General features: G+C 60.9%; 13 protein-coding genes and 1 tRNA gene. 5 read left to right on the top strand and 9 right to left on the bottom strand.

Annotated features, from left to right (window positions below; genetic code table 11):
* Nucleotides 1-26 precede the first annotated feature (26 nt).
* Nucleotides 27-455 carry a hypothetical protein gene (locus V2I08_RS16865; RefSeq protein WP_349636093.1) on the bottom strand — a complete coding sequence of 143 codons (429 nt, stop codon included), beginning with the start codon at nucleotides 453-455 and terminating at the stop codon, nucleotides 27-29.
* A gap of 78 nt (nucleotides 456-533) precedes the next feature.
* Here V2I08_RS16865 and V2I08_RS16860 point away from each other — a divergent pair, with 78 nt between their 5' ends.
* The 3 genes from V2I08_RS16860 (at nucleotide 534) to V2I08_RS16850 (ending at nucleotide 3,247) form a co-directional block, all read left to right on the top strand.
* Nucleotides 534-1,973 carry an FAD-binding oxidoreductase gene (locus tag V2I08_RS16860; protein ID WP_349636092.1) on the top strand — a complete coding sequence of 480 codons (1,440 nt, stop codon included), beginning with the start codon at nucleotides 534-536 and terminating at the stop codon, nucleotides 1,971-1,973.
* 110 nt (nucleotides 1,974-2,083) lie between these two features.
* Nucleotides 2,084-2,872 (top strand): SapC family protein, encoded by a 789-nt coding sequence (locus tag V2I08_RS16855; RefSeq protein WP_349636091.1) that lies wholly within the window; start codon nucleotides 2,084-2,086, stop codon nucleotides 2,870-2,872.
* 300 nt (nucleotides 2,873-3,172) lie between these two features.
* Nucleotides 3,173-3,247: transfer RNA gene (locus V2I08_RS16850), tRNA-Glu, on the top strand.
* A gap of 23 nt (nucleotides 3,248-3,270) precedes the next feature.
* On the opposite strand, the gene V2I08_RS16845 is transcribed toward V2I08_RS16850, so the two are convergent.
* The 4 genes from V2I08_RS16845 to V2I08_RS16830 are packed head-to-tail and all read right to left on the bottom strand — an operon-like array spanning nucleotide 3,271 to nucleotide 9,937.
* On the bottom strand, nucleotides 3,271-6,225 hold the full coding sequence (locus V2I08_RS16845; protein WP_349636090.1) for an amidohydrolase family protein: 2,955 nt from the start codon (nucleotides 6,223-6,225) through the stop codon (nucleotides 3,271-3,273).
* Nucleotides 6,226-6,248: 23 nt separating this feature from the next.
* Entirely contained in the window at nucleotides 6,249-8,123 is a 1,875-nt protein-coding gene (locus tag V2I08_RS16840) for a gamma-glutamyltransferase (RefSeq protein WP_349636089.1), read from the bottom strand.
* 52 nt (nucleotides 8,124-8,175) lie between these two features.
* Nucleotides 8,176-9,141, bottom strand: coding sequence for a FecR domain-containing protein (locus V2I08_RS16835; protein WP_349636088.1), 966 nt, complete (start codon nucleotides 9,139-9,141; stop codon nucleotides 8,176-8,178).
* Complete coding sequence (locus V2I08_RS16830; RefSeq protein WP_349636114.1) at nucleotides 9,077-9,937, bottom strand: sigma-70 family RNA polymerase sigma factor; 861 nt, start codon at nucleotides 9,935-9,937, stop codon at nucleotides 9,077-9,079. The genes V2I08_RS16835 and V2I08_RS16830 overlap by 65 nt, the downstream gene beginning before the upstream one ends.
* Nucleotides 9,938-10,427: 490 nt before the next feature.
* Here V2I08_RS16830 and V2I08_RS16825 point away from each other — a divergent pair, with 490 nt between their 5' ends.
* Nucleotides 10,428-13,448, top strand: a complete 3,021-nt coding sequence (locus V2I08_RS16825; RefSeq protein WP_349636113.1) for a TonB-dependent receptor domain-containing protein — start codon at nucleotides 10,428-10,430, stop codon at nucleotides 13,446-13,448.
* Entirely contained in the window at nucleotides 13,448-15,283 is a 1,836-nt protein-coding gene (locus V2I08_RS16820) for a gamma-glutamyltransferase (RefSeq protein ID WP_349636087.1), read from the top strand. The genes V2I08_RS16825 and V2I08_RS16820 overlap by 1 nt, the downstream gene beginning before the upstream one ends.
* 277 nt (nucleotides 15,284-15,560) lie before the next feature.
* Here the strand turns inward: V2I08_RS16820 and V2I08_RS16815 are convergent, their stop codons facing one another.
* The 4 genes from V2I08_RS16815 to V2I08_RS16800 form a co-directional block, all read right to left on the bottom strand.
* Nucleotides 15,561-16,472: a nucleotidyl transferase AbiEii/AbiGii toxin family protein gene (locus V2I08_RS16815; protein ID WP_349636086.1), complete on the bottom strand. Its 912-nt coding sequence runs from the start codon at nucleotides 16,470-16,472 to the stop codon at nucleotides 15,561-15,563.
* Nucleotides 16,459-17,232 carry a type IV toxin-antitoxin system AbiEi family antitoxin domain-containing protein gene (locus V2I08_RS16810; protein WP_405053664.1) on the bottom strand — a complete coding sequence of 258 codons (774 nt, stop codon included), beginning with the start codon at nucleotides 17,230-17,232 and terminating at the stop codon, nucleotides 16,459-16,461. Before V2I08_RS16810 ends, V2I08_RS16815 begins: the two co-directional genes overlap by 14 nt.
* A 317-nt stretch (nucleotides 17,233-17,549) precedes the next feature.
* Nucleotides 17,550-18,038, bottom strand: coding sequence for a hypothetical protein (locus V2I08_RS16805; protein ID WP_349636084.1), 489 nt, complete (start codon nucleotides 18,036-18,038; stop codon nucleotides 17,550-17,552).
* Between the two features lie 110 nt (nucleotides 18,039-18,148).
* On the bottom strand, nucleotides 18,149-18,339 hold a 191-nt coding region (locus tag V2I08_RS16800; RefSeq protein WP_349636083.1), incomplete at its 5' end, for a hypothetical protein.

Below are 18,339 nucleotides of genomic sequence, written 5' to 3'. Positions count from 1 at the left end.
GTAATTTGGGGCCTTAAGGATCGCAATCAGTCGTCGGCGGCGACGAGGCGGCGGAAACTGTCGATCGCACAGCTCATGCCGCTGCGCGCCTGCAATTCGTCGCGCCCCGAACAAAGCGATCCATCGGCGTGCGGCTCAACATAAAAACCCGAATAAAAGCCTGCCGAATCGCAGCCTTTCTCCAGCCGCGCGCGGTAACGATGCTGATCCGCCAAAATCAGATCGACGCCATTGCGGACGATGATGCTGGCGGCGCGAATGGAGCGCAACGCGATGCAGCGCGGCCCCTTTTTCTCATCCCAGTCCTTCGCCGTATCGGGCGAAACAGGCGGCGGAACCTTGCCTTTGCTCGCCATCGGCACGCGCACGATTACACGCCGTTCGATCGTCAATTGCGCCCATTCCACGGACTGGGCGGCAGGCGCGGCGAGGAGCAACATCATCGAATGAAACAAAGCGGACCCCTTTTGGGAACAACACGCTATCGACCAATGGTTGAACCGTCGATGAATTTCCGGGCATAGATGTGTCCCATGATCGAACCGTCCATCATCACCCGCTTCACATCGCTGCTCGGCCCCAAGGGCGTCGTCACCGACCCGGAGGATATCACGCCCTGGACCAGCGATTGGCGCGGCCGCTATCATGGCGCAGCGGCGGCGATCCTGGCACCCGCTTCGACGCAGGAGGTGGCGGCGACGGTCGCGCTGGCTGCCGACCTTGGCGTCGCGCTCGTACCGCAGGGCGGCAATACGTCGATGGTCGGGGGGGCGACGCCGCCCGCTGATGGATCGGCGCTGATTCTGTCGCTGCGCCGGATGAATGCGATCCGCAGCCTGTCGGCTGACGATAATCTGGCGGTGTGCGAAGCGGGCGTCATCCTGAGCGTCCTGCACGACGCGGCCGAGGACGTGGGGCGACGCTTTCCGCTCAGCCTGGGCGCGAAGGGGTCGGCCACGATCGGCGGGCTTGTATCTACCAATGCGGGCGGGACGCAGGTGCTGCGGCATGGCACGATGCGCGCGCTGGTCGAGGGGGTGGAAGCGGTGCTGCCCGATGGAAGCATTTTCGACGGGCTGGATGCGCTGAAGAAAGACAATCGTGGCTATGACGTCAAACAGCTTTTGATCGGCGCGGAAGGCACGCTGGGCATCGTTACGGCAGCCGCATTACGACTGGTCCCCGCCATTGCGGCGCGTGCGGTTGGCTGGGTGGGAGTCGAAACCCCAGCCGAGGCACTGGCACTACTGCGCCTGGTCGAGGCGCGGCTGGGCGATAGCGTGGAGGGTTTCGAAGTCATCGCCGACGAGACGTTGGGCTTCGTCCTGGGACATATCCCCGGCACGCGCAGTCCGATCGAGACACGCACGCCCTGGCATGTGCTGATCGAGGTTGATCATAATGACATGCGTGAACCAGGGCCGAGCGAACGGCTGGAAAGCGCGCTGGCCGATGCGTTCGAGCGGGGTATCGCGATTGATGCCGCCATCGCCGCCAATGAAGCGCAGGCCGATGCCTTTTGGCGAATCCGCGAATCCTTGTCGGAATCGGAAAAGGCGCAAGGGCCAGCGCTGCAATATGACATCAGCGTGCCGGTCGCGCGGATGCCAGCCTTCATGATCGACGCGGCGCAGGCGGCGCAGGCCCACTTTCCCGGCACCACGGCCTCATCCTTCGGCCATCTCGGCGACGGCAATGTCCATTTCCATGTCCGCGCGCCAAAGGGAACCAGCGACGGCCCGGCGTGGATCGCGGCGCATGGACGGGCGATCAACGCTTTCATCCATGACGCCGTCGTAGCGGCAGGCGGGTCTATTTCGGCCGAACATGGCATCGGCCAGATGAAGCGCGCCGAATTGGGACGGCTGGCCAGCCCGGCGCGGATATCCGCCCTGCGCGCCATCAAAGCCGCGTTCGACCCCAAGGGCATCATGAACCCCGGCAAGCTCATCCCCTTGCCGGAAGAGGCGTAAAAGCGACAAAGCGATTGCACGCCGCCGCCAAGGCCTTTATCGCCCTGCCCCAATCATCAGACCTGCGGTCGGCCTGACAAACCGCCGCCTCCAACAATGGAAAACGGACCATGGCCAGCGCGCCCGCGAACAATCTGCCGATCTTCTACAATGACCTGATGCCGCTCAGCAGCGTCGACCATGTCGATTTCCGCAGCCGCACGGTTGATGCCGCGCCATTCCTGGTCAGCCAGCATGCCATTCCGCTGACGATCGACGAATTTGTATCGGCGCAGCGTTTCGTTCCGATCATCTTTTCCGCGGGCAATGATTCGGTGCCGCTGGCGCTGATGGGCCTGAACGAAGGCGTGAACGTGTTCGTCGATGACGAAGGCAAGCTGCGCGGCCCGGCCTATGTGCCGGCCTATGTCCGTCGCTATCCCTGGATGCTGGCCAAGCTGCGCCCCGACAGCGAGGAATTGTCGCTGTGCTTCGACCCGACCAGCCCCGCTGTTGGCGCTTTCGAGGAAGGCACCGCCCTGTTCGAGGATGGCAAGCCCAGCGACCTGACCCAGGGCGTGCTGAAATTCTGCGAGGATTTTGAACAGGCCGCAGCGCGCACCAGCCAGTTCGTGCGCGAATTGCAGGAAATGGACCTGCTGATGGATGGCGAAGTGTCGATCCAGACGCCCGTCAACGAACAGCCGTTCGTGTATCGCGGCTTCCGCATGATCAACGAGGAAAAGCTGCGCGACATGCGCGGCGACCAACTGCGCAAGATCAACCAGAATGGCATGTTGCCACTGATCTACGCGCATCTCTTCTCGCTGCAGTTGATGCGCGAGATTTTCGAAACGCAGGTCTCGCAGGGCAAGGGGCCGATCGCCCTTCCCGCGGCACCGCAACCCGCCGAAGCCTGAACCGGCTATTAACCCGAAACGGTTCAAATAATTGATAGAAAGGGCGGTGCTTCCCCCCTTGTAAGGCGACGCATCCTGCCCTATCTATCAATCATGCGGTGCACCTGCCCCCCTTTCGGGTGTATCGTATGGGCGCCTCCCCCTTTTGGAGGCGTCTCCTCCCTGAACCTTGGCCACCCCATGCCCTGCATGGGGTGGTTTTTTATGAGGCTCGGCTGGCGGCAAGACGCTGTTTCGCTTGACGCGATTACGCCATCTTCCTAAAGCGCGCCTCTGCCGACCGCGAGAGCGCGGTCCCATGGCCCCTTCGTCTAGCGGTTAGGACGCGGCCCTCTCACGGCTGAAACACGGGTTCGATTCCCGTAGGGGTCACCAATCATTCTGAGAGCGGGCTACCTTCACGGGGTCGGTCTCACCAGATCATCGACATGGTGGATGACCCCATTGGCGATCACGCTGCGTACCTTGAAGCTGTTGGCGATATTTTCGCGCGGATCGCCATCCACCAGCGCGATGTCCGCGAGTTTCCCTGCTTCGAGGGTTCCGGCATCGAGGTTGAGCGCCTTGGCCGCATTGACGGTCGCCGTCTGCAGTGCCTGGAATGGCGTCAGGCCTGCATCGACATAGGAGGCGATTTCCGCGTGGAGGTTGGTCGCGATCATCGTGTCGGTTCCCGCGACGACCAGTGCCCCTGCGTCATAGATTTTCTTTAGGCTGATCAGCCCGCCCGCCAGCAGCGGTCGAACCATCCGCGCCATGGGATCATTATCACCAGTGACGCTTTCCCGCGCCCAACTGGGATAGAGGTTCACGCGCGGATCGTTGCGATAGTCGGGATTCTTTTCCAGATAGCCAGTCAGCGCGCCGAAATTGGTGGGCGTGAGCGTCCGGCCGCTACGGCCGAACAACTGGATCACATCGTCATAGGCCATGCCACCCGGCCCTTGTTTGGGAGAATAGCCGCGGCGGCTGGTCGCGCCCATATGTTCGGTGCCATCGACGCCGCTATAGGCGGCAGGGTAAATTTCATGGCCGGAGACGGGAATCCCCATAGCGTGGGCCGCCTCCACGATGCGCCGCTGGTAGAGGTCGGGCATGCGGACATAGCTTTTGACGATATCATATTGCAGTAGCCGGGCGCGTTCCAGTTCCCGTTCGAGATGCGCGGGGCCGGAGACGGCCACACCCATCTTATAATAGACTCGTTGCCATTCGAGCAGCGGGCCTCCGACATAGAGGCGCGGACTGGGGCGCACACCGGCCTCCGCTGCCTCCCGATCCTCGACCGCGTCATAAACCTGCGTGCCGGGATCGCGGACCGTGGTGATGCCATAGGCCAGCCACGCCTTTTCAAGATTGGAACCGAAATCCTTTTGGACATGGGAATGATATTCGATGAGACCGGGCATGGCGGTAAGGCCGGTACCGTCGATGAATGTGCCGCCCTCATGCAGCGCCGGATCATGATCGCGAATCTGCACGATGCGGTTGCCATCAATGATGATGTCCTTGTCATGCTGGGTCGCGTCCGTGACGGAGTCGATCAGATGGCTGACATGGACGACCATGCGGCCCGTCGGCTTGGCGAGACGATAGCTTAGGTCGATTGGCACGTCAGCCGTAACGCCGGTGGCCAGGTTGATCGTCTTCAACTTATCGTTTGATTGGTACAGGACCGTATTCGAATCCGCCGTCCAGGTGGGATAGAAGGCGGTGTCGTTGGTCTGGCTGCGCACCGGCCCCAATGGCTTACCCGCCTTGTCCACGGGCCAGACCTTGAGCAGCCCTTCATAAATGCCGGCCATTTTGGAGCCATCCGGCGACCAGGCGGGGCCGCTGCCGCTGCGCGTATCGAGCGACATATTGGCCTGCGGTATCTGCCAGAATGGCTCACCCTTGCCATCGGCCGGTATCACATAGATCTGGTTGGTGCCCTCGCGGAAGCTGTTGGAAAATTTGTAGGACAGGCTGATCGCGACATATTTGCTGTCCGATGACCAACTCGGACTGCCGGGCTGGCCAAGCGATGTCTGCAACCGTGTGATGTTGCCGGTCGCCACATCCACTACGCAGACACCCGCCACGCCCCAACGGCCGTCGACATCAATGAAGGCGACGCGCGTGCCATCCGGCGACCAGGCCGCGCCGAGTGGCTGCGTATCGAGCTTGGTCAACTGCCGATCCGTGCCCGTTTTCAAATCCTTGATCCAGAGTTGCGGCAGTCCGCTGCCTCGGTCGGAGCTGAATACGATGCTCTGCCCATCGGGCGACCAGGCGGGATCAGCGTCGAGCGCTGCATCCTTGGTCAGATTTTCCGGCACGCCGCCCTTGGACGAAACGACATAAAGATCGCCCAGCGCGACGAAGGCGATGCGACTGCCATCGGGCGAAATACGCGGATGCACGATGCCCAGCGCCTTGCGCGGCGCGGTAGAATCCCAATCACGCTTGGCCCGCTCATAGCGGGGTTTCACAACCTCCAGCGTGGCGGCGAAGGCGATCGTCGAGGTAGCCTTCGCACCGCCCCGGCGGATCTTGCCGTCCGATACGTAGAAATAGCCGCCTGCCCCATCCCAGCTTATGCGGAAGGGAAAGACATTTTCCTGGCCGCTGACGATCTTGCCGTCGATCGCCAGATGGCTTCCCGTATCGTCCTGCACGACATAGGCCAGTTCGCCCGCCGGGCCGAATGACGGCGCTTCGGCCCTTCCCTCAACCTGTTTCAGCAGGCTTTCCTGTCCCGTCGCCAAGTCGACCACATAGATGGCGCTCGCCATGCCCTGTCCGCCGGAATAGGCGATCCGCGCACCATCGGGCGACCAGGTCGGCAACCGATCTTCGCGCGCATGGCTGCTGACCTGCTTCATCGCGCCGGTGGCGATGTCGAGCGTCCAGATGTCATAATTGCCGCTGCGATCGGATGAGAAGGCGATCGTCTTACCGTCAGGGGAAAAGACCGGCTCGCGATCATCGAACGTGCCTTCGGTCAGCTTGTGCATGTCGCTGCCGTCGGGCTTGATGCTCCACAGATCATAGCCGCCGTCGCGATAGGCGAAGTAGACGAGGCGCGAACCATCGGGCGACCAGACCGGCTGACGTGCATCGTTGAAATAGTCGGTGATCCGCCTGGCCTTCCCGCCTTTGGCCGGGATGATCCAGAGACTGCCTTGCAAATCGACCGCCAGCCACTTGCCGTTCGGCGAAATGGACACGGCCATTGATGTCCCTTCATGCACGTCGAAGGCAATCGGTGTCTCGCCACCGGGCGGGGGGAGATTGGCAGGTTGGGCGATGGCCGGGTGGGCCGTGCCGACCATCAGGGCAATGGCGAAGGAGGTGAGCCGTACAGTCATGATATGATGTCCCCGTTCATTCTTCACCAGCCAAAGACGTAGCGTTCCCGGCGCACGTCCGCGCCACCGCGCAAGGTGCCGGTTTCAGGCACCACGCCCGCAGCGACGATGCCCGTCGAAACGTCAAATGGCCCCAGCACATCCAGCTTGTGTCCCCGTGCGCTCAGCGCATCGCGTACCGCCTGGGGCACGCGATCCTCAATCTCCAGCACGCCCGGTTCATCTTTCTTCACGCCGAAGGAGCCGTGGAAATGATTGGAATTGATCCGGGGTGCCTCAATCGCTGCCTGCAATGGCTCGCCGAAGGCGAGGACGCGCAGCAGCACATTCATGATCTGCTGATCCTGATTGTCGCCACCAGGCGTACCGATCGCCAGGAAGGGCCCTCCGTCCTTGAGCACCAGGGATGGCGTCAAAGTCGTGCGTGGCCGCTTGCCGGGGACAAGGACGTTGGGGCTGTCGGGATCGAGATCGAAGATGGTCATCCGGTTGCTCATGGGCACGCCGGTATCGCCCGCAATATAGGCACCACCCAGCATCCAGCCTGAGCTTGGCGTACAACTGAACAGATTGCCGTGGCGGTCCACCACTTCGATCGCGGTCGTATCGGCGGTGGGCACCGGCGGCTTTTTCAGCATGTACGGGGTAAAGGTCGGCGTGTCGCGCTTGCGTCCCTCAAAGGCCCAGGGGTCGCCATAGCGGTGCGCCAATGACGCCTGCGCCCGGATGTCCCTTGCGCGGGCGGCGGCGTAAGGCTTGGACAACAGGCCTTGCATCGGCACGCTGGCGAAATCGGGATCGCCGAAGAAGGCGTTGCGATCATCGAAGGCGAGTTTGATCGCCTCGGCCAGTGTGTGGAGATAGATTTCGCTGCCTGGCTCCATCGCGCCGATCCCAGCGGCTTCGGCGATGTTCAGCGCCAGCAGCAGAGCCGGTCCCTGGCTCCAGAAGCCCCCTTTGCACACAGTATAGCCGAACACCTCCGCAGTTGCCGGTGGTTCGATCTTGCCCTTATAGTTCGCCAGATCCGCATAGCGCATCAGCCCGCCATCCGCTTCCATCGCGGCACCGATGCGGCGGGCGATGTCGCCCTTGTAGAAGGCGTCGCGCCCGGCCTGGATCGCGGCCTTGCGGTCCTTCGTCCGGGCAAAGGCCTGTCGGTCAGCGGCCGCAATCGTCCGCATCGTGCGCGCGAGATTGGGCTGGCGAAATATCTCGCCGGTGCGGGGCAATTTGCCGCCCGGATAATAGGCGTCATAGGCATTTTTATATTTGGATGTGGCTTTCTGCTGGCTGACGAACACTTCCGCCAGAAAATTATACATGACGAAGCCGTCCGCCAGTTCGATCGCCGGTGCCATCACCTGGTCCAGCGTCATCGTGCCGTTGAGTTGAAGCGCCAACGCCATGGCATCCACCACGGCTGGGATCGTCCCGCCATTGGGGCCATTACCCGGTATCACCCCAAGCGCGGCAAACTGGTCGACGGTCGCGAGCGCCGGTGCCGTCCCCTGACCATTGACGACCGATGCCTTCTTCGTGGCCGCGTCATAGATGATGGTGGGGGCTTCCCCGCCAAAGCCGAAATGGGAAATTTCGGTGACGGCGGCGGCAAAGACGGCGGCCACGCCCGCATCGGTGGCATTGCCGCCTGCCATCAATATGCGGGTTCCCGCTGCCACCGCATAGTGGCGGCCGGCCGCAACGATGCCGAACTGGCCGACGATTTCGGGCCGAAGCGTTTCGCCCGCGCTTTTGAGGCGCGTCGGTTCAGGGGGCGGCGTTTGCGCCTGAGCGTTTGTGCCAATCGGCGCGGCAATAGCGGCAACGCCGGTCGCCAACGCCCATTTGCCCAAGGCACGACGGTTCATTCCCGTAATCGGGTTCTCATCGTTCATTTCTGAAGCTCCCCGTTTCCGGCGCGTTGATTTTTTGCTCAGCGCCAATAGTTCATATGGGACGAAGGATGATCCTGTCGCCTTCTGTTCGTGTTGCCAGGCCCAGACTCTCTGCTGCCGCCTTTGCAAAGCCATGTGGATCGTTGGCGATGAACAGCCCGGTTATCGTTTCCTGCGCGATCGCAGGATCGGCAATCACGATCTTTTCTTCATTATAGCGCGCAAATTCTGCCGCAGCCTGCGCAAGGCTGGTATCGCGGAAAGCGATCTTGCCCTCTCGCCAATAGAGTTCCTGCGCAATCGCGTCCGGCGAAATGCGGTAGGTTTCAATCGGCATCGGCGCTGCCGAATCCACCGCTGCACGCATGTTTTCAGCCAATCTGACCGGCGGCGTGACGGCTCTCTTCTGGCTCACCTCCACCACGCCCTCCCGCACGATCACCCCCACGGCACGATTTTCCTGCCGTCGAACGGTGAAGGCCGTGCCCACGGCGCGTACCCGCGTATCCCCTGCTTCCACGACAAACGGGATCGCCTTGTTTTTCGCGACGTCGAACAAGGCTTCGCCTCGCGTCAATATCACGGTGCGCGTCTGCGCGGTGAAGCGTACCTCTATGCGGCTGGCGGTATTGAGATTGACGACGCTGCCATCGGGCAGCGCGACGCGCAGCATTTCACCTTTGGCTGTCTGATAATGCAGCCCCTGATCTGCGATATGAAGGCCGACAGCAGCAATCGCCGAAGCCGCAACGGCTGCGCCCAGACCCCATAATAATTGCCTGCGCGAACGCCCCCCTTCGGATGTGACCGCATAGGGTGCCTGCCGATCGGTCTGCGCCAGTTCAACCCGTGCAAGCGCCGCGCGCGCCATGGCCCAGGCCCCCATGCGGCGGCTGTCGCCTGCGAGCCAGACGTCCAGTTCCTTCCTGTCGGCGGCGCTCAGAGATGTCGCATCAAACCGGGCCGCCCAGAGGGTCGCCTGTTGCTCTATCTCCGCGCTGCTTTCCTTGACTGTCATATGGCTCTGCATTTGAAATTTGGTCGTTAGACGCGACATGACCCGTTTTTCCGCCACGTCCGAAAATATTTATCAGGTGCCGGATGCCGCGGCCGACATGTTTTTCGACCGTACTTTCCGACAAACCCAGCTTTTGCGCGGTTTCGCGCTGTGACAGCCCCTGCACCTTGCGCAAGATGAAGACCTCCCGACATTTGGCCGGCAATTGATCTATGGCTTCGGCCACCAGCCGAAACTCCTCGCGCTGTTCCGCCTGAATGTCGGGCGGCAGCACACCGGATTCGATGTTCAGACGATCAATTTCCGTGAGCGTCTCCATGGAGACGACGGGTGCGCGCCGCACTTCAGTCACGACAACAGACAGGGCCGCGCGGAAAAAATAGGCGCGTGGATTTTCGATATGATCGACCGAGGGCAAGGTTGCGAGTTTCGCATAGGTTTCCTGCACGACGTCATCGAGCAGGAAACCATATTGCACGCGCCCCGCCAGCCAACGCCGCAGCGCTGGTTCATGCGGACAAATGTGGCGTGCCAGCCATATGGCTCTGCTATCCAGAATAGGTCGACCCCTTACATCGACGATCTCCTGTTGCAACGAAAGCCACGCCCAAACCCACAGTGTTTTGGCCGTTGAGGCCCATGAAAAAAATGTGACAGGCCCAATGGCGGATAATGTTCGCTCTTGTGTCTTTCCTCTGTGATCTGCGGTGATAGTGGCCTCCAAGCCGCGATCTGGAGAGGATGTCGGGGCACCCGAAGAGGGGCCGATCGGCAACGCCCGGCCGGGCGAACACACCGGCCCATGAACGAATTTCTGATGAACGATCAATCACCGCGTGGCGCTGTTGCCGCGACGCCTGCTGGCGTGCGCCCGTGCGGGAGGAAATGGGGAAATGGGGGACATGATGAACAAGAATATCCTGGCCATGCTGCTGAGTGGCAGCGCCGCGTCGCTGGTGATGATGAGCGGCACGGCGCATGCCCAACAACGCAATTTCGATCTGCCAGAGGGGCGCGCTGTCGACACGCTGCCGTCCTTTGCCCTGCAGAGCGGTCTTCAGATCATCGCGCCATCGAAAAAGCTGCGGCATAGTCGCACGCCGCGTCTTTATGGTGCTCATGACGCGCGGCAGGCGCTCAAGCATCTTATCCGGGGAACTGACCTTGTCATCTCCTCCGATCGCAATGATGTCGTCACCTTGCGCGACCGTAACCTCAGCGCCGAAGCGGGCGCGGTCGCTGCCATGCGGCCGATCGCCTTTGCGCAACTGGAGACGGGCGGCACGATGTCGGACGCGCCCAGCGTCGCGCTCCCCGCCGAACCGCAGGGCGAGAGCCGCGCGGAAATCGTTGTCGTGGGCACGCAGATCAGGGGCGCGAAGACGACAGGGGCGCTGCCGGTGTCGGTTGTCGGGCAGGAGCAGATAGATGCGGTCGCTGCCGTTTCGGGCGCAGACCTGTTCCGTTCCATCCCGCAACTGGGCGGCGTGACCTTCAATGAACAGGTACTGGGTGGCGGATCGGGCAATGCCGCACGCGGCGACGTGTCCACTGTGTCTCTGCGCGGTTTGGGTCAGGGCAATACGCTGCTCCTGATCAACGGCCGCCGCACCGTTCTGCATCCCACATCGCAAGCCATTACCGGCGTTATCGATTCCGGCGTGCCGACCTTCGGCTTCAACGCCAACACCATACCCGTCGGCGCCATCGAGCGCGTGGAAGTGCTACGCGACGGGGCAGCCGCGCTGTATGGATCGGATGCCGTCGCAGGCGTCGTCAACAATGTGCTGAAATCCAATTTCACCGGGGCGACATTCGACGCACAATATGGCGGTGCGGAAGGCACCAATTTGCGTGAGTTCACCGTCAATGGCCTCGTCGGTTTCAATTTCGGCGGCGGCCGGGGCAATGTTTCCCTCTTTGGCGGCTATGCGCAAAAGTCCAAACTTTACCTGCGCGACCAGGACTATACGGCGACGGCTGATCGGCGCTCCTTTGTCGCGGGGACTCCCTTTGCAAACAATGCCAGCTTCAATGGTACTTCGACCAGTACACCCTGGGGCACATATCAGGCCACCGGATCGGGCGTGATCACGAGCAACGGCGTCGCGCTGACCAATGCGTCGCGCCAGTTCCACATCCAGCCATCCACCAATCCCGGCTGCCAGGTCGCGGCCGGCACCCCCGGCATGTGCTATGACGATGCCAGCGGGACCACGCAGATGGCCAATGTCGATTCCAACCTGCGCTTCAACCCGAATGCGACCTTTGCCGACCTGACCACCCAGCCATCGGTCAAGCGGATCAACCTGTTCAGCTTCATCAATTACGAACTGACCGACAATCTGGACTTCTTTGGCGAACTCGGTTTCTATCAGGGCAAGACGGAGGCCCATATCGGCACTGGCGGATCGCTGGCCAACATCCCGATCACCGTGGCAGCGGATGCCTATTGGAACCCGCTTGGTCCTGTCGGATCGCCCAATCGGCTGCCTGGCCTCAACATCCCCGACGAAGGACTGCCCGTCACCATTCGCAGCCTCAATTATGTCGATGTCGGGCTGCGCAACGTCAATGTGACCAACCGGCAATATCGCTTGCTGGGCGGCCTGCGCGGCATGTTTGGCGACTGGAACTGGGAATCGGCGGGCCTTTACACCTGGGCCACGGTCAAGGACACGATGGATGGCACGTCCAGCACGCTGCTCCAGGCTGCGATCAACAAGACCACGCCCGATGCCTATAATCCGTTCAATGGCGGCAGCCTGTCCGACCCGTCCGTCGGCGATGACACCCCGAACAGTGCGGCGATCGTCGACAGCTTCCGCATCCAGTCGACCCGTCGCAACAAGACATCGCTGGCGCTCTGGGATCTCAAGATTTCCAACGCCAATCTGCTTGGCTTGTGGGCTGGAAACAGCATCGGCATCGCCACCGGCGTCGAGTTCCGGCGCGAAACCTTCGACGACAATCGCGACCCCCGACAGGGTGGCGTCGCGGGCGTCGATATCACCTATACCGACGCCGTGACGGGCATCTTCTACGGGTCCGATTTGATGGGTGCGAGCCCAAGCCCCGACGTTTCGGGCAAACGCTCGGTATGGTCTGCCTATGCCGAAATCGCCTTGCCGCTGGTCAGCCCGGACATGGAGATCCCCATGATCCGTTCCTTCGATATCCAGATCGCCGGGCGCTATGAACGCTATAGCGATGTCGGCGATGTCGCCAAACCCAAGGTCGCGGCAAGCTGGGATCTGTTGCAGGGGTTCCGCTTGCGTGGCTCCTGGTCGCAGGGTTTCCGCGCGCCGAATTTGGAAGTCATCAACACGGCGACGTTGGACCGCGTCAACGGCGGCACCGAATATGTGCTGTGCGAAGCGGACCTGCGCGCCGGGCGCATCAGCACCTTCTCCCAATGCGCGCGCAACGTGTCGGTGCTGCGCCGGTCGGGCGGCAATCCCGATCTGAAGCCCGAAGAATCCACCAGTTGGAACTTCGGCGCGGTGTTCCAGCCGCCGCTGCCCCAAGGTTGGGGCAATGTGACCTTCACCGTCGACCGCTGGCGCATCAAGCAGAAGGGCGTCGTGGGCCTGCTCGATTATCAGAATGCGCTCAATCTCGATTATCTGCTGCGGGTTCAGGGTAGCAGCAATCCAGCGGTCGTGCGTCGTGAACCGACGGCGGATGATATCGCGCTGGTGGCGGGCACGGGCTTGGCACCTGTGGGCGAGTTACTCTACGTCACGGCCCCCTTCCAGAACCTGCTGCCGATCCAGGTCGATGGCATCGACTTCAACCTCGACTATCGCATCGGCACCACCAATTTCGGCAAATTCGGGCTGAACGTGAACGCCGCGCGCCTGATCAAATATCAGCTTGATGCCCCGGCTGCCGTGCAGGCGGTGACCGATGGCCAGGCGGCGGGCGAAATCAATGCGGCGGTGCCGGTTCCGGGCGGCGGCGATGTCGTGGGCCGCGACGGTCAGCCACGCTGGCGCATTTCCGCCAACCTGACCTGGGACTATGGTCCGGTGACGATCGGTGCCTTCACCCAATTCATCGACGATGTCTATCAGGACGCGGTGTTCGATGCGAACGGCAATCGTTTCGTGGTCAAGGGGCAGACGACCGTGAACCTCTATGCCACCTATAAATTCGACAGCGGCATGATGAAGGGGACGGCGATCACGGTCGGCGCGCGCAACATCTTCGACAAGGACCCGCCGCTGGCATCGGGCGGTTATCTGTCCAGCCTGTATCAGCCGCAGGCGCGCTATTGGTACACCAGCATCAAAAAGTCCTTCTGATGCGGGATGAAGGTCTGGCCCGTCGCGATCTGATCGCGGCGGGGTTCGCCGGGGCGGCGCTGCTCGGCCTGCCCGGTCGAGCGGCTCTGGCCCAGTCGGGCGACAAGGCCCCCGATGCACCCCGCAGCAGCCCGGCGGTGGCAAGGGCGCATCGCGTCGAAGTCCCGATGCCCCATGGCGGAGTCGCGGCAGGGCATCCGCTGGCGGCGATGGCGGGGACGCGCATGTTGATGCAGGGCGGCACGGCGGCGGACGCCGCCGTTGCCGCCATGGCAGTGATGAATGTCGTCGAACCCTGGGCATCGAGCGCGGCGGGCAATGGCTTTGCCACCTGTTTCGAACGACGCAGTGGCAAGGTCCAGTCGCTCGCCTTTACCGGCGGCGCGCCTGCCCTGCTCGACCCGGACGTCGATCCCAAGGAACTGGACAGCGGGCATAAGGCTGTGGCGGTGCCGGGCGCGTTCGGTGGGTGGATTGCGTTGGCCAAGCGATATGGACGGTTGCCGCTGGCCACTTTGCTCGAACCCGCCATCGGTTATGCGCGCGATGGTCATCCGCTCGATGCCTCCATCGCGATGTTCATCCGCCGCCAGCAAGCGGTGCTCGCGCGCTATCCGACCAGTGCGGCGATCTTCCTGCCCGATGGCCAGCCGCCTGCCCCGCGCGCCATCTTCCGCAATCTGCCCTTGGCGCGCACCTTCCAAAGTCTTGCCGACGCGGAAACGCGCGCGCTCAAAGGCGGGGCCAGCCGGGACAAGGCGCTGTCCGCCGCTTACGATCATTTTTACACCGGCCCCATCGCCCAGGACATGACGCGATTTTCGCAGGCCAATGGCGGCTGGTTGCGCATGGAGGATATGCGCGCCTATCGACCTGTCTGGGACGAACCCGTGTCGACCGTCTATCGCGGGATGGATGTTTATTGCAGCCCGCTGACCTCGCGTACCGGGCTGGAGTTGTGCGAACAGCTCAATATCGTGGAGGGCTGGGATCTGGCGTCTCTCGCTGGTGATCGCGCCAGCCTCACCCATCTGCTGATCGAGGCGATCAAGATCACCAAGGCCGATGTCTATCGCTATGCGGGCGATCCTCGGTTCGTGGATGTCCCCGTCGCCGCATTGCTGTCGAAGGATTTCGCCGCGACGCGGCGCAAGCTGATCGACCGCCTGCAGGCCATCGCCTTTCCCGAAGGCGCGGCACTGGCCACGGGGCGGCAGCCTGATCGACCGGCCGCCGATGAACGCACGCGCGGCGGCGACACCACGAGCCTGTCGGTGGTGGACAAGGAAGGCAATGCCATTGCCGTCACGACGACGATCGGCGGCGGCTTTGGGACTTCGGTGGTGATGGGCGACACCGGCCTATTGTGCAATAATGGCCTGCGCGTCGGATCGACGGCCCCCTATGCCGGTCATCCCAATGCCGTGGCGCCGGGCAAGCGTGCGCTGCTCGGCAATGGCCCCATCATCGTACTGGACAAGGGGCAATTGAAGCTGGTGTGCGGCACGCCCGGCGGCGAGACGATCGGGCAGACCCAGTTCCAGTTCCTCATCAACGCCCTCGACCTGGACATGCCGATCCAGCAAGCGATAGAAGCGCCCCGCTTCGCGCTGAATGCCAAACCCAGTTTCTACAAGCCGGGTGCTGCCATCACTGTGCAGTTGGAGGACCGTTTCGCGCCGGCGGAAATAATGGCGTTGAAAGCCAAGGGCCATAGCGTGGAGACCGTCGGCGGCTTTGCGATCGGCAGCGTTCAAGGCGTGATGGTCGATCCGTCGGGTGCGCGCATGGGCGGCGCCGACCCTCGCCGCATGGGCTACGCCACCGGCTATTGAAGAGATTTCGCCATTGATCCGAAATGATCATAGTTGGTGCGGGCGGTCGGAATCGAACCGACACTCCTTGCGGAACCGGATTTTGAGTCGCCTATACCCTAGACATGTCTTTGATTAATAATGATATTTTTAACAACGCGGCTATTTTGTGTAAGGCTTTGTGTAAGTGTGTAAGACTTGTGCAAGGCATCTTTGAAAAAACGGGCGCGTCTACATTGACCTCTGGCAGATGATGAATCCTGTGTCGAGCGACTTCGCCATTTTCTCCACATGGCGATTATCCGAGCAGAAGCTTCTCCAATTTGTCTGCCAGCATCGCACGCTTGGCTTTGCTCAGTTGATCGAGATTGCGCTGCTTCCATTGTACGGCAGGCAGATGCTGCACGGCAGGGATATCAAGGAGCGACCAATCTGGCGTACCGCGTTTGAACGACATCAAGAAGTGCCGATGATCTGCCGACATGCCGCCTACCATCGCGTCGATGATCGCTTCGCGCGCTGCCTCCAAATCGGTCAGCAACACCGGCTCGGCAGTCATTCCTTCAAACCCACGACGAAACTCTTGTTTCAGGGGCTTGCGGGTTGGGGCCAGCACATCCCCTATGGGACGACCATGGCTGATGATGTAGACAAGAAACGCATTGCGCAACGCATCGTCAATGCCTTCATGCGCCAGCAATTCGCGGACATCATAGAGGTCGCGGGGATGTTGCCGGTCAAGCGCCGCGACGATCTTACCGGCATAGAGATCGGCAAACGAAATGACCTGCATCTGTGCGAAGCCGAACGATTCTTCGACGGCGGGCGAAACGTTCATCAACACCGGATCATAAACGCACCCGCGCAGGACGGGCGTGACTTCGATTTTGATTTGGGCGTCGGAAGTGCGAATGAGCAGTTTCGTCGTCGCGCTCTCGTGAAACGTCGGGGTAATCCGGGCATCGGGAATGGCGCGCTCAATGCGCGTGCTGATGCGTTGCATGGCCGTGTCAATCGCCGCAAGGGATGCGGCCCGATCCTGCACGGGCAGATAGGTCAGGTCGATATCCACCGACAGGCGCGGCATATTCCGGACGAACAGGTTGATCGCCGTGCCGCCTTTCAGGGCGAAGTCCGGCTCCTCCCCTACCAATGGCAACACCCGCACGAGCAAGGCGACTTGCCGACGATAACTATCACGCAGCGCCATTCAAATCCTCCGGGACGGTGATTTGATAGCGCTGGTTCAATACCCCACCCTTGGCCAACATGCGCTTGCCTGATCCTAGGGCAATGCTGGACAGGTCAAGCTGATCGAACCAGCGGTGATGATGCCGGTCGGCGAAAAACAGAAAGAGGCGTTTCACTTTGACGCTGCGGCAAGTGCTCAACAACGATTGCAGGCGGCGGGGGCTGAGGTTGGCCATGCCCTCCATCAGCATATCGACCTGATGGAAACTCTCCCTGTCCGGCAACTCATCCAGCAACTCCAACACCGCGCGCTCCGGCGTGGCAAGGCGCAATGGCCAACTGATTGCTCCGCCCGGCTGCACCATGAAGCCTCCGGGCATACGCATCTCTTTGCCCTCCCCTTCGGGTAACAGATCTGGCTTTGTGGTTGCCTCGTCGGGGAAAAGCCGTTGGCTGTTATGATAGTGGAATGTCACATCCAGCGGGAGCGCGTTCAACCAGCTCGGTGGACGGTGATGGCCGTAAAGATGCACCTCATTGGTGGTGGCGCTAAGGTAATGTCCATAGCCTTGGTGTTCCAGCGCAGTGCGCCCGCCCACGGCAAGCGGGGAATCGAGCGCCGCTTGCAAGGATATGATAACCTGTTCCCATTGCAGCGGCCCGTGTGACCGGCGATAGACTCGCGGCGCAGGCTGGTTCAACCACCCCGCCCTGACATAATGGCTGCGCAACGAAGATGAGTAGCCCCGCGCTTCCAGCCAAGCGGCATCCACCAGCATTCCTTCGGGCAAAGCCTGCTGCAACTGGTTTAACTTTCCTGCCGAATACGTAGCCATACTGTGGAATATGTCAGATTATCAAACCACAGTCTAGTTTATCTTTCTGCCTAAATACAAAGCACCGCTATGCTTTTTATCACATTCTCAAACTGAGAAGCCGGGCTGTTGCAACCGCCAATCATCATTGACGACTGACTGGCTCCGCATAATGCGTAATGACGTTGTGGATTTCACCAGGATGTTGAACCATTTTCAACTTCACGTTTCAAACCATTATCAAAATAGACCAATAATCGAAATGCCTTGCCCCTTCACTGTTAACTCTCAGGCTCCGCGAATTCCCAAATAGTGTGGGATGATAATCCATCTGGGATACGCAAGCTCCAACCAGAAAATCCCACGACCTTCCCGCTAGCCTGCTCCGTTTCAACCTGCTGCCACAGCGGAATGTTGACCGGATCAGACCAGCTACTACCTGCCATACTACCAATGACGTGCGCGCAGCCGTTTTCAAGTATTAGGGTTCCTCGCTTGTCCCATGCACTTTCCCCTCGAACGGCACTGCCAACTTTCACGACGATCTCAGGTGCAGGAACAAATAGGCCAGTGGCGCGAGAATGATTTTCTATTTTAAAGAAGGTGAATGCGTGAGGCCCGTCCAAGACGATTGCCGTTGGAATTTCCTTCCAGAGCGTCACCGCCACGCACGGCGCATTCTTTTCGATAGGAAAGATCAAGCCCGGTTCATTTAATGTCCGAATATCTACCGGTCGCATTGCACTCAACGGTAACTGCCCCTTATTCATGATCCTAATCTCCAAGAAGCTCTGGTAAAAACCAACCGGAACATAACAGAAACATGAGGCCTTATGCAAATCGGGATAGAGCAACCTCAACCGAACAGAATTACTGAAAATTAGAGCTGAGATTTTGATCTTGGCGTGGCATCGACCTGATGAAGCACCTGCTTCTCGATCCCAGCACCCAGCACGATCTGCCATTTGAGTGCCCGAACCGAAAGTTGTTGAGTAATACCAGCATGTTGTGATTCACACCTCTTTGCGAAGAGATGGAGTGAATGGTGACATGGACTGGTATTGCCCGGCG

Origin of the sequence: Sphingobium sp. MK2 (assembly GCF_040170545.1) — a bacterium.
GTDB lineage: Bacteria > Pseudomonadota > Alphaproteobacteria > Sphingomonadales > Sphingomonadaceae > Sphingobium.
This window is presented reverse-complemented; position numbering and strand designations above follow the sequence as displayed.

Excerpts from the sequence above, each read along its gene's own strand:
- V2I08_RS16835 (WP_349636088.1), bottom strand. The coding sequence starts at position 9,141 with ATGACAGTCAAGGAAAGCAGCGCGGAGATAGAGCAACAGGCGACCCTC.
- V2I08_RS16820 (WP_349636087.1), top strand. The coding sequence starts at position 13,448 with ATGCGGGATGAAGGTCTGGCCCGTCGCGATCTGATCGCGGCGGGGTTC.
- V2I08_RS16825 (WP_349636113.1), top strand. The coding sequence starts at position 10,428 with ATGTCGGACGCGCCCAGCGTCGCGCTCCCCGCCGAACCGCAGGGCGAG.
- V2I08_RS16805 (WP_349636084.1), bottom strand. The coding sequence starts at position 18,038 with ATGAATAAGGGGCAGTTACCGTTGAGTGCAATGCGACCGGTAGATATT.
- V2I08_RS16840 (WP_349636089.1), bottom strand. The coding sequence starts at position 8,123 with ATGAACGATGAGAACCCGATTACGGGAATGAACCGTCGTGCCTTGGGC.
- V2I08_RS16810 (WP_405053664.1), bottom strand. The coding sequence starts at position 17,232 with ATGCTGGTGGATGCCGCTTGGCTGGAAGCGCGGGGCTACTCATCTTCG.
- V2I08_RS16860 (WP_349636092.1), top strand. The coding sequence starts at position 534 with ATGATCGAACCGTCCATCATCACCCGCTTCACATCGCTGCTCGGCCCC.
- V2I08_RS16845 (WP_349636090.1), bottom strand. The coding sequence starts at position 6,225 with ATGACTGTACGGCTCACCTCCTTCGCCATTGCCCTGATGGTCGGCACG.
- V2I08_RS16855 (WP_349636091.1), top strand. The coding sequence starts at position 2,084 with ATGGCCAGCGCGCCCGCGAACAATCTGCCGATCTTCTACAATGACCTG.
- V2I08_RS16815 (WP_349636086.1), bottom strand. The coding sequence starts at position 16,472 with ATGGCGCTGCGTGATAGTTATCGTCGGCAAGTCGCCTTGCTCGTGCGG.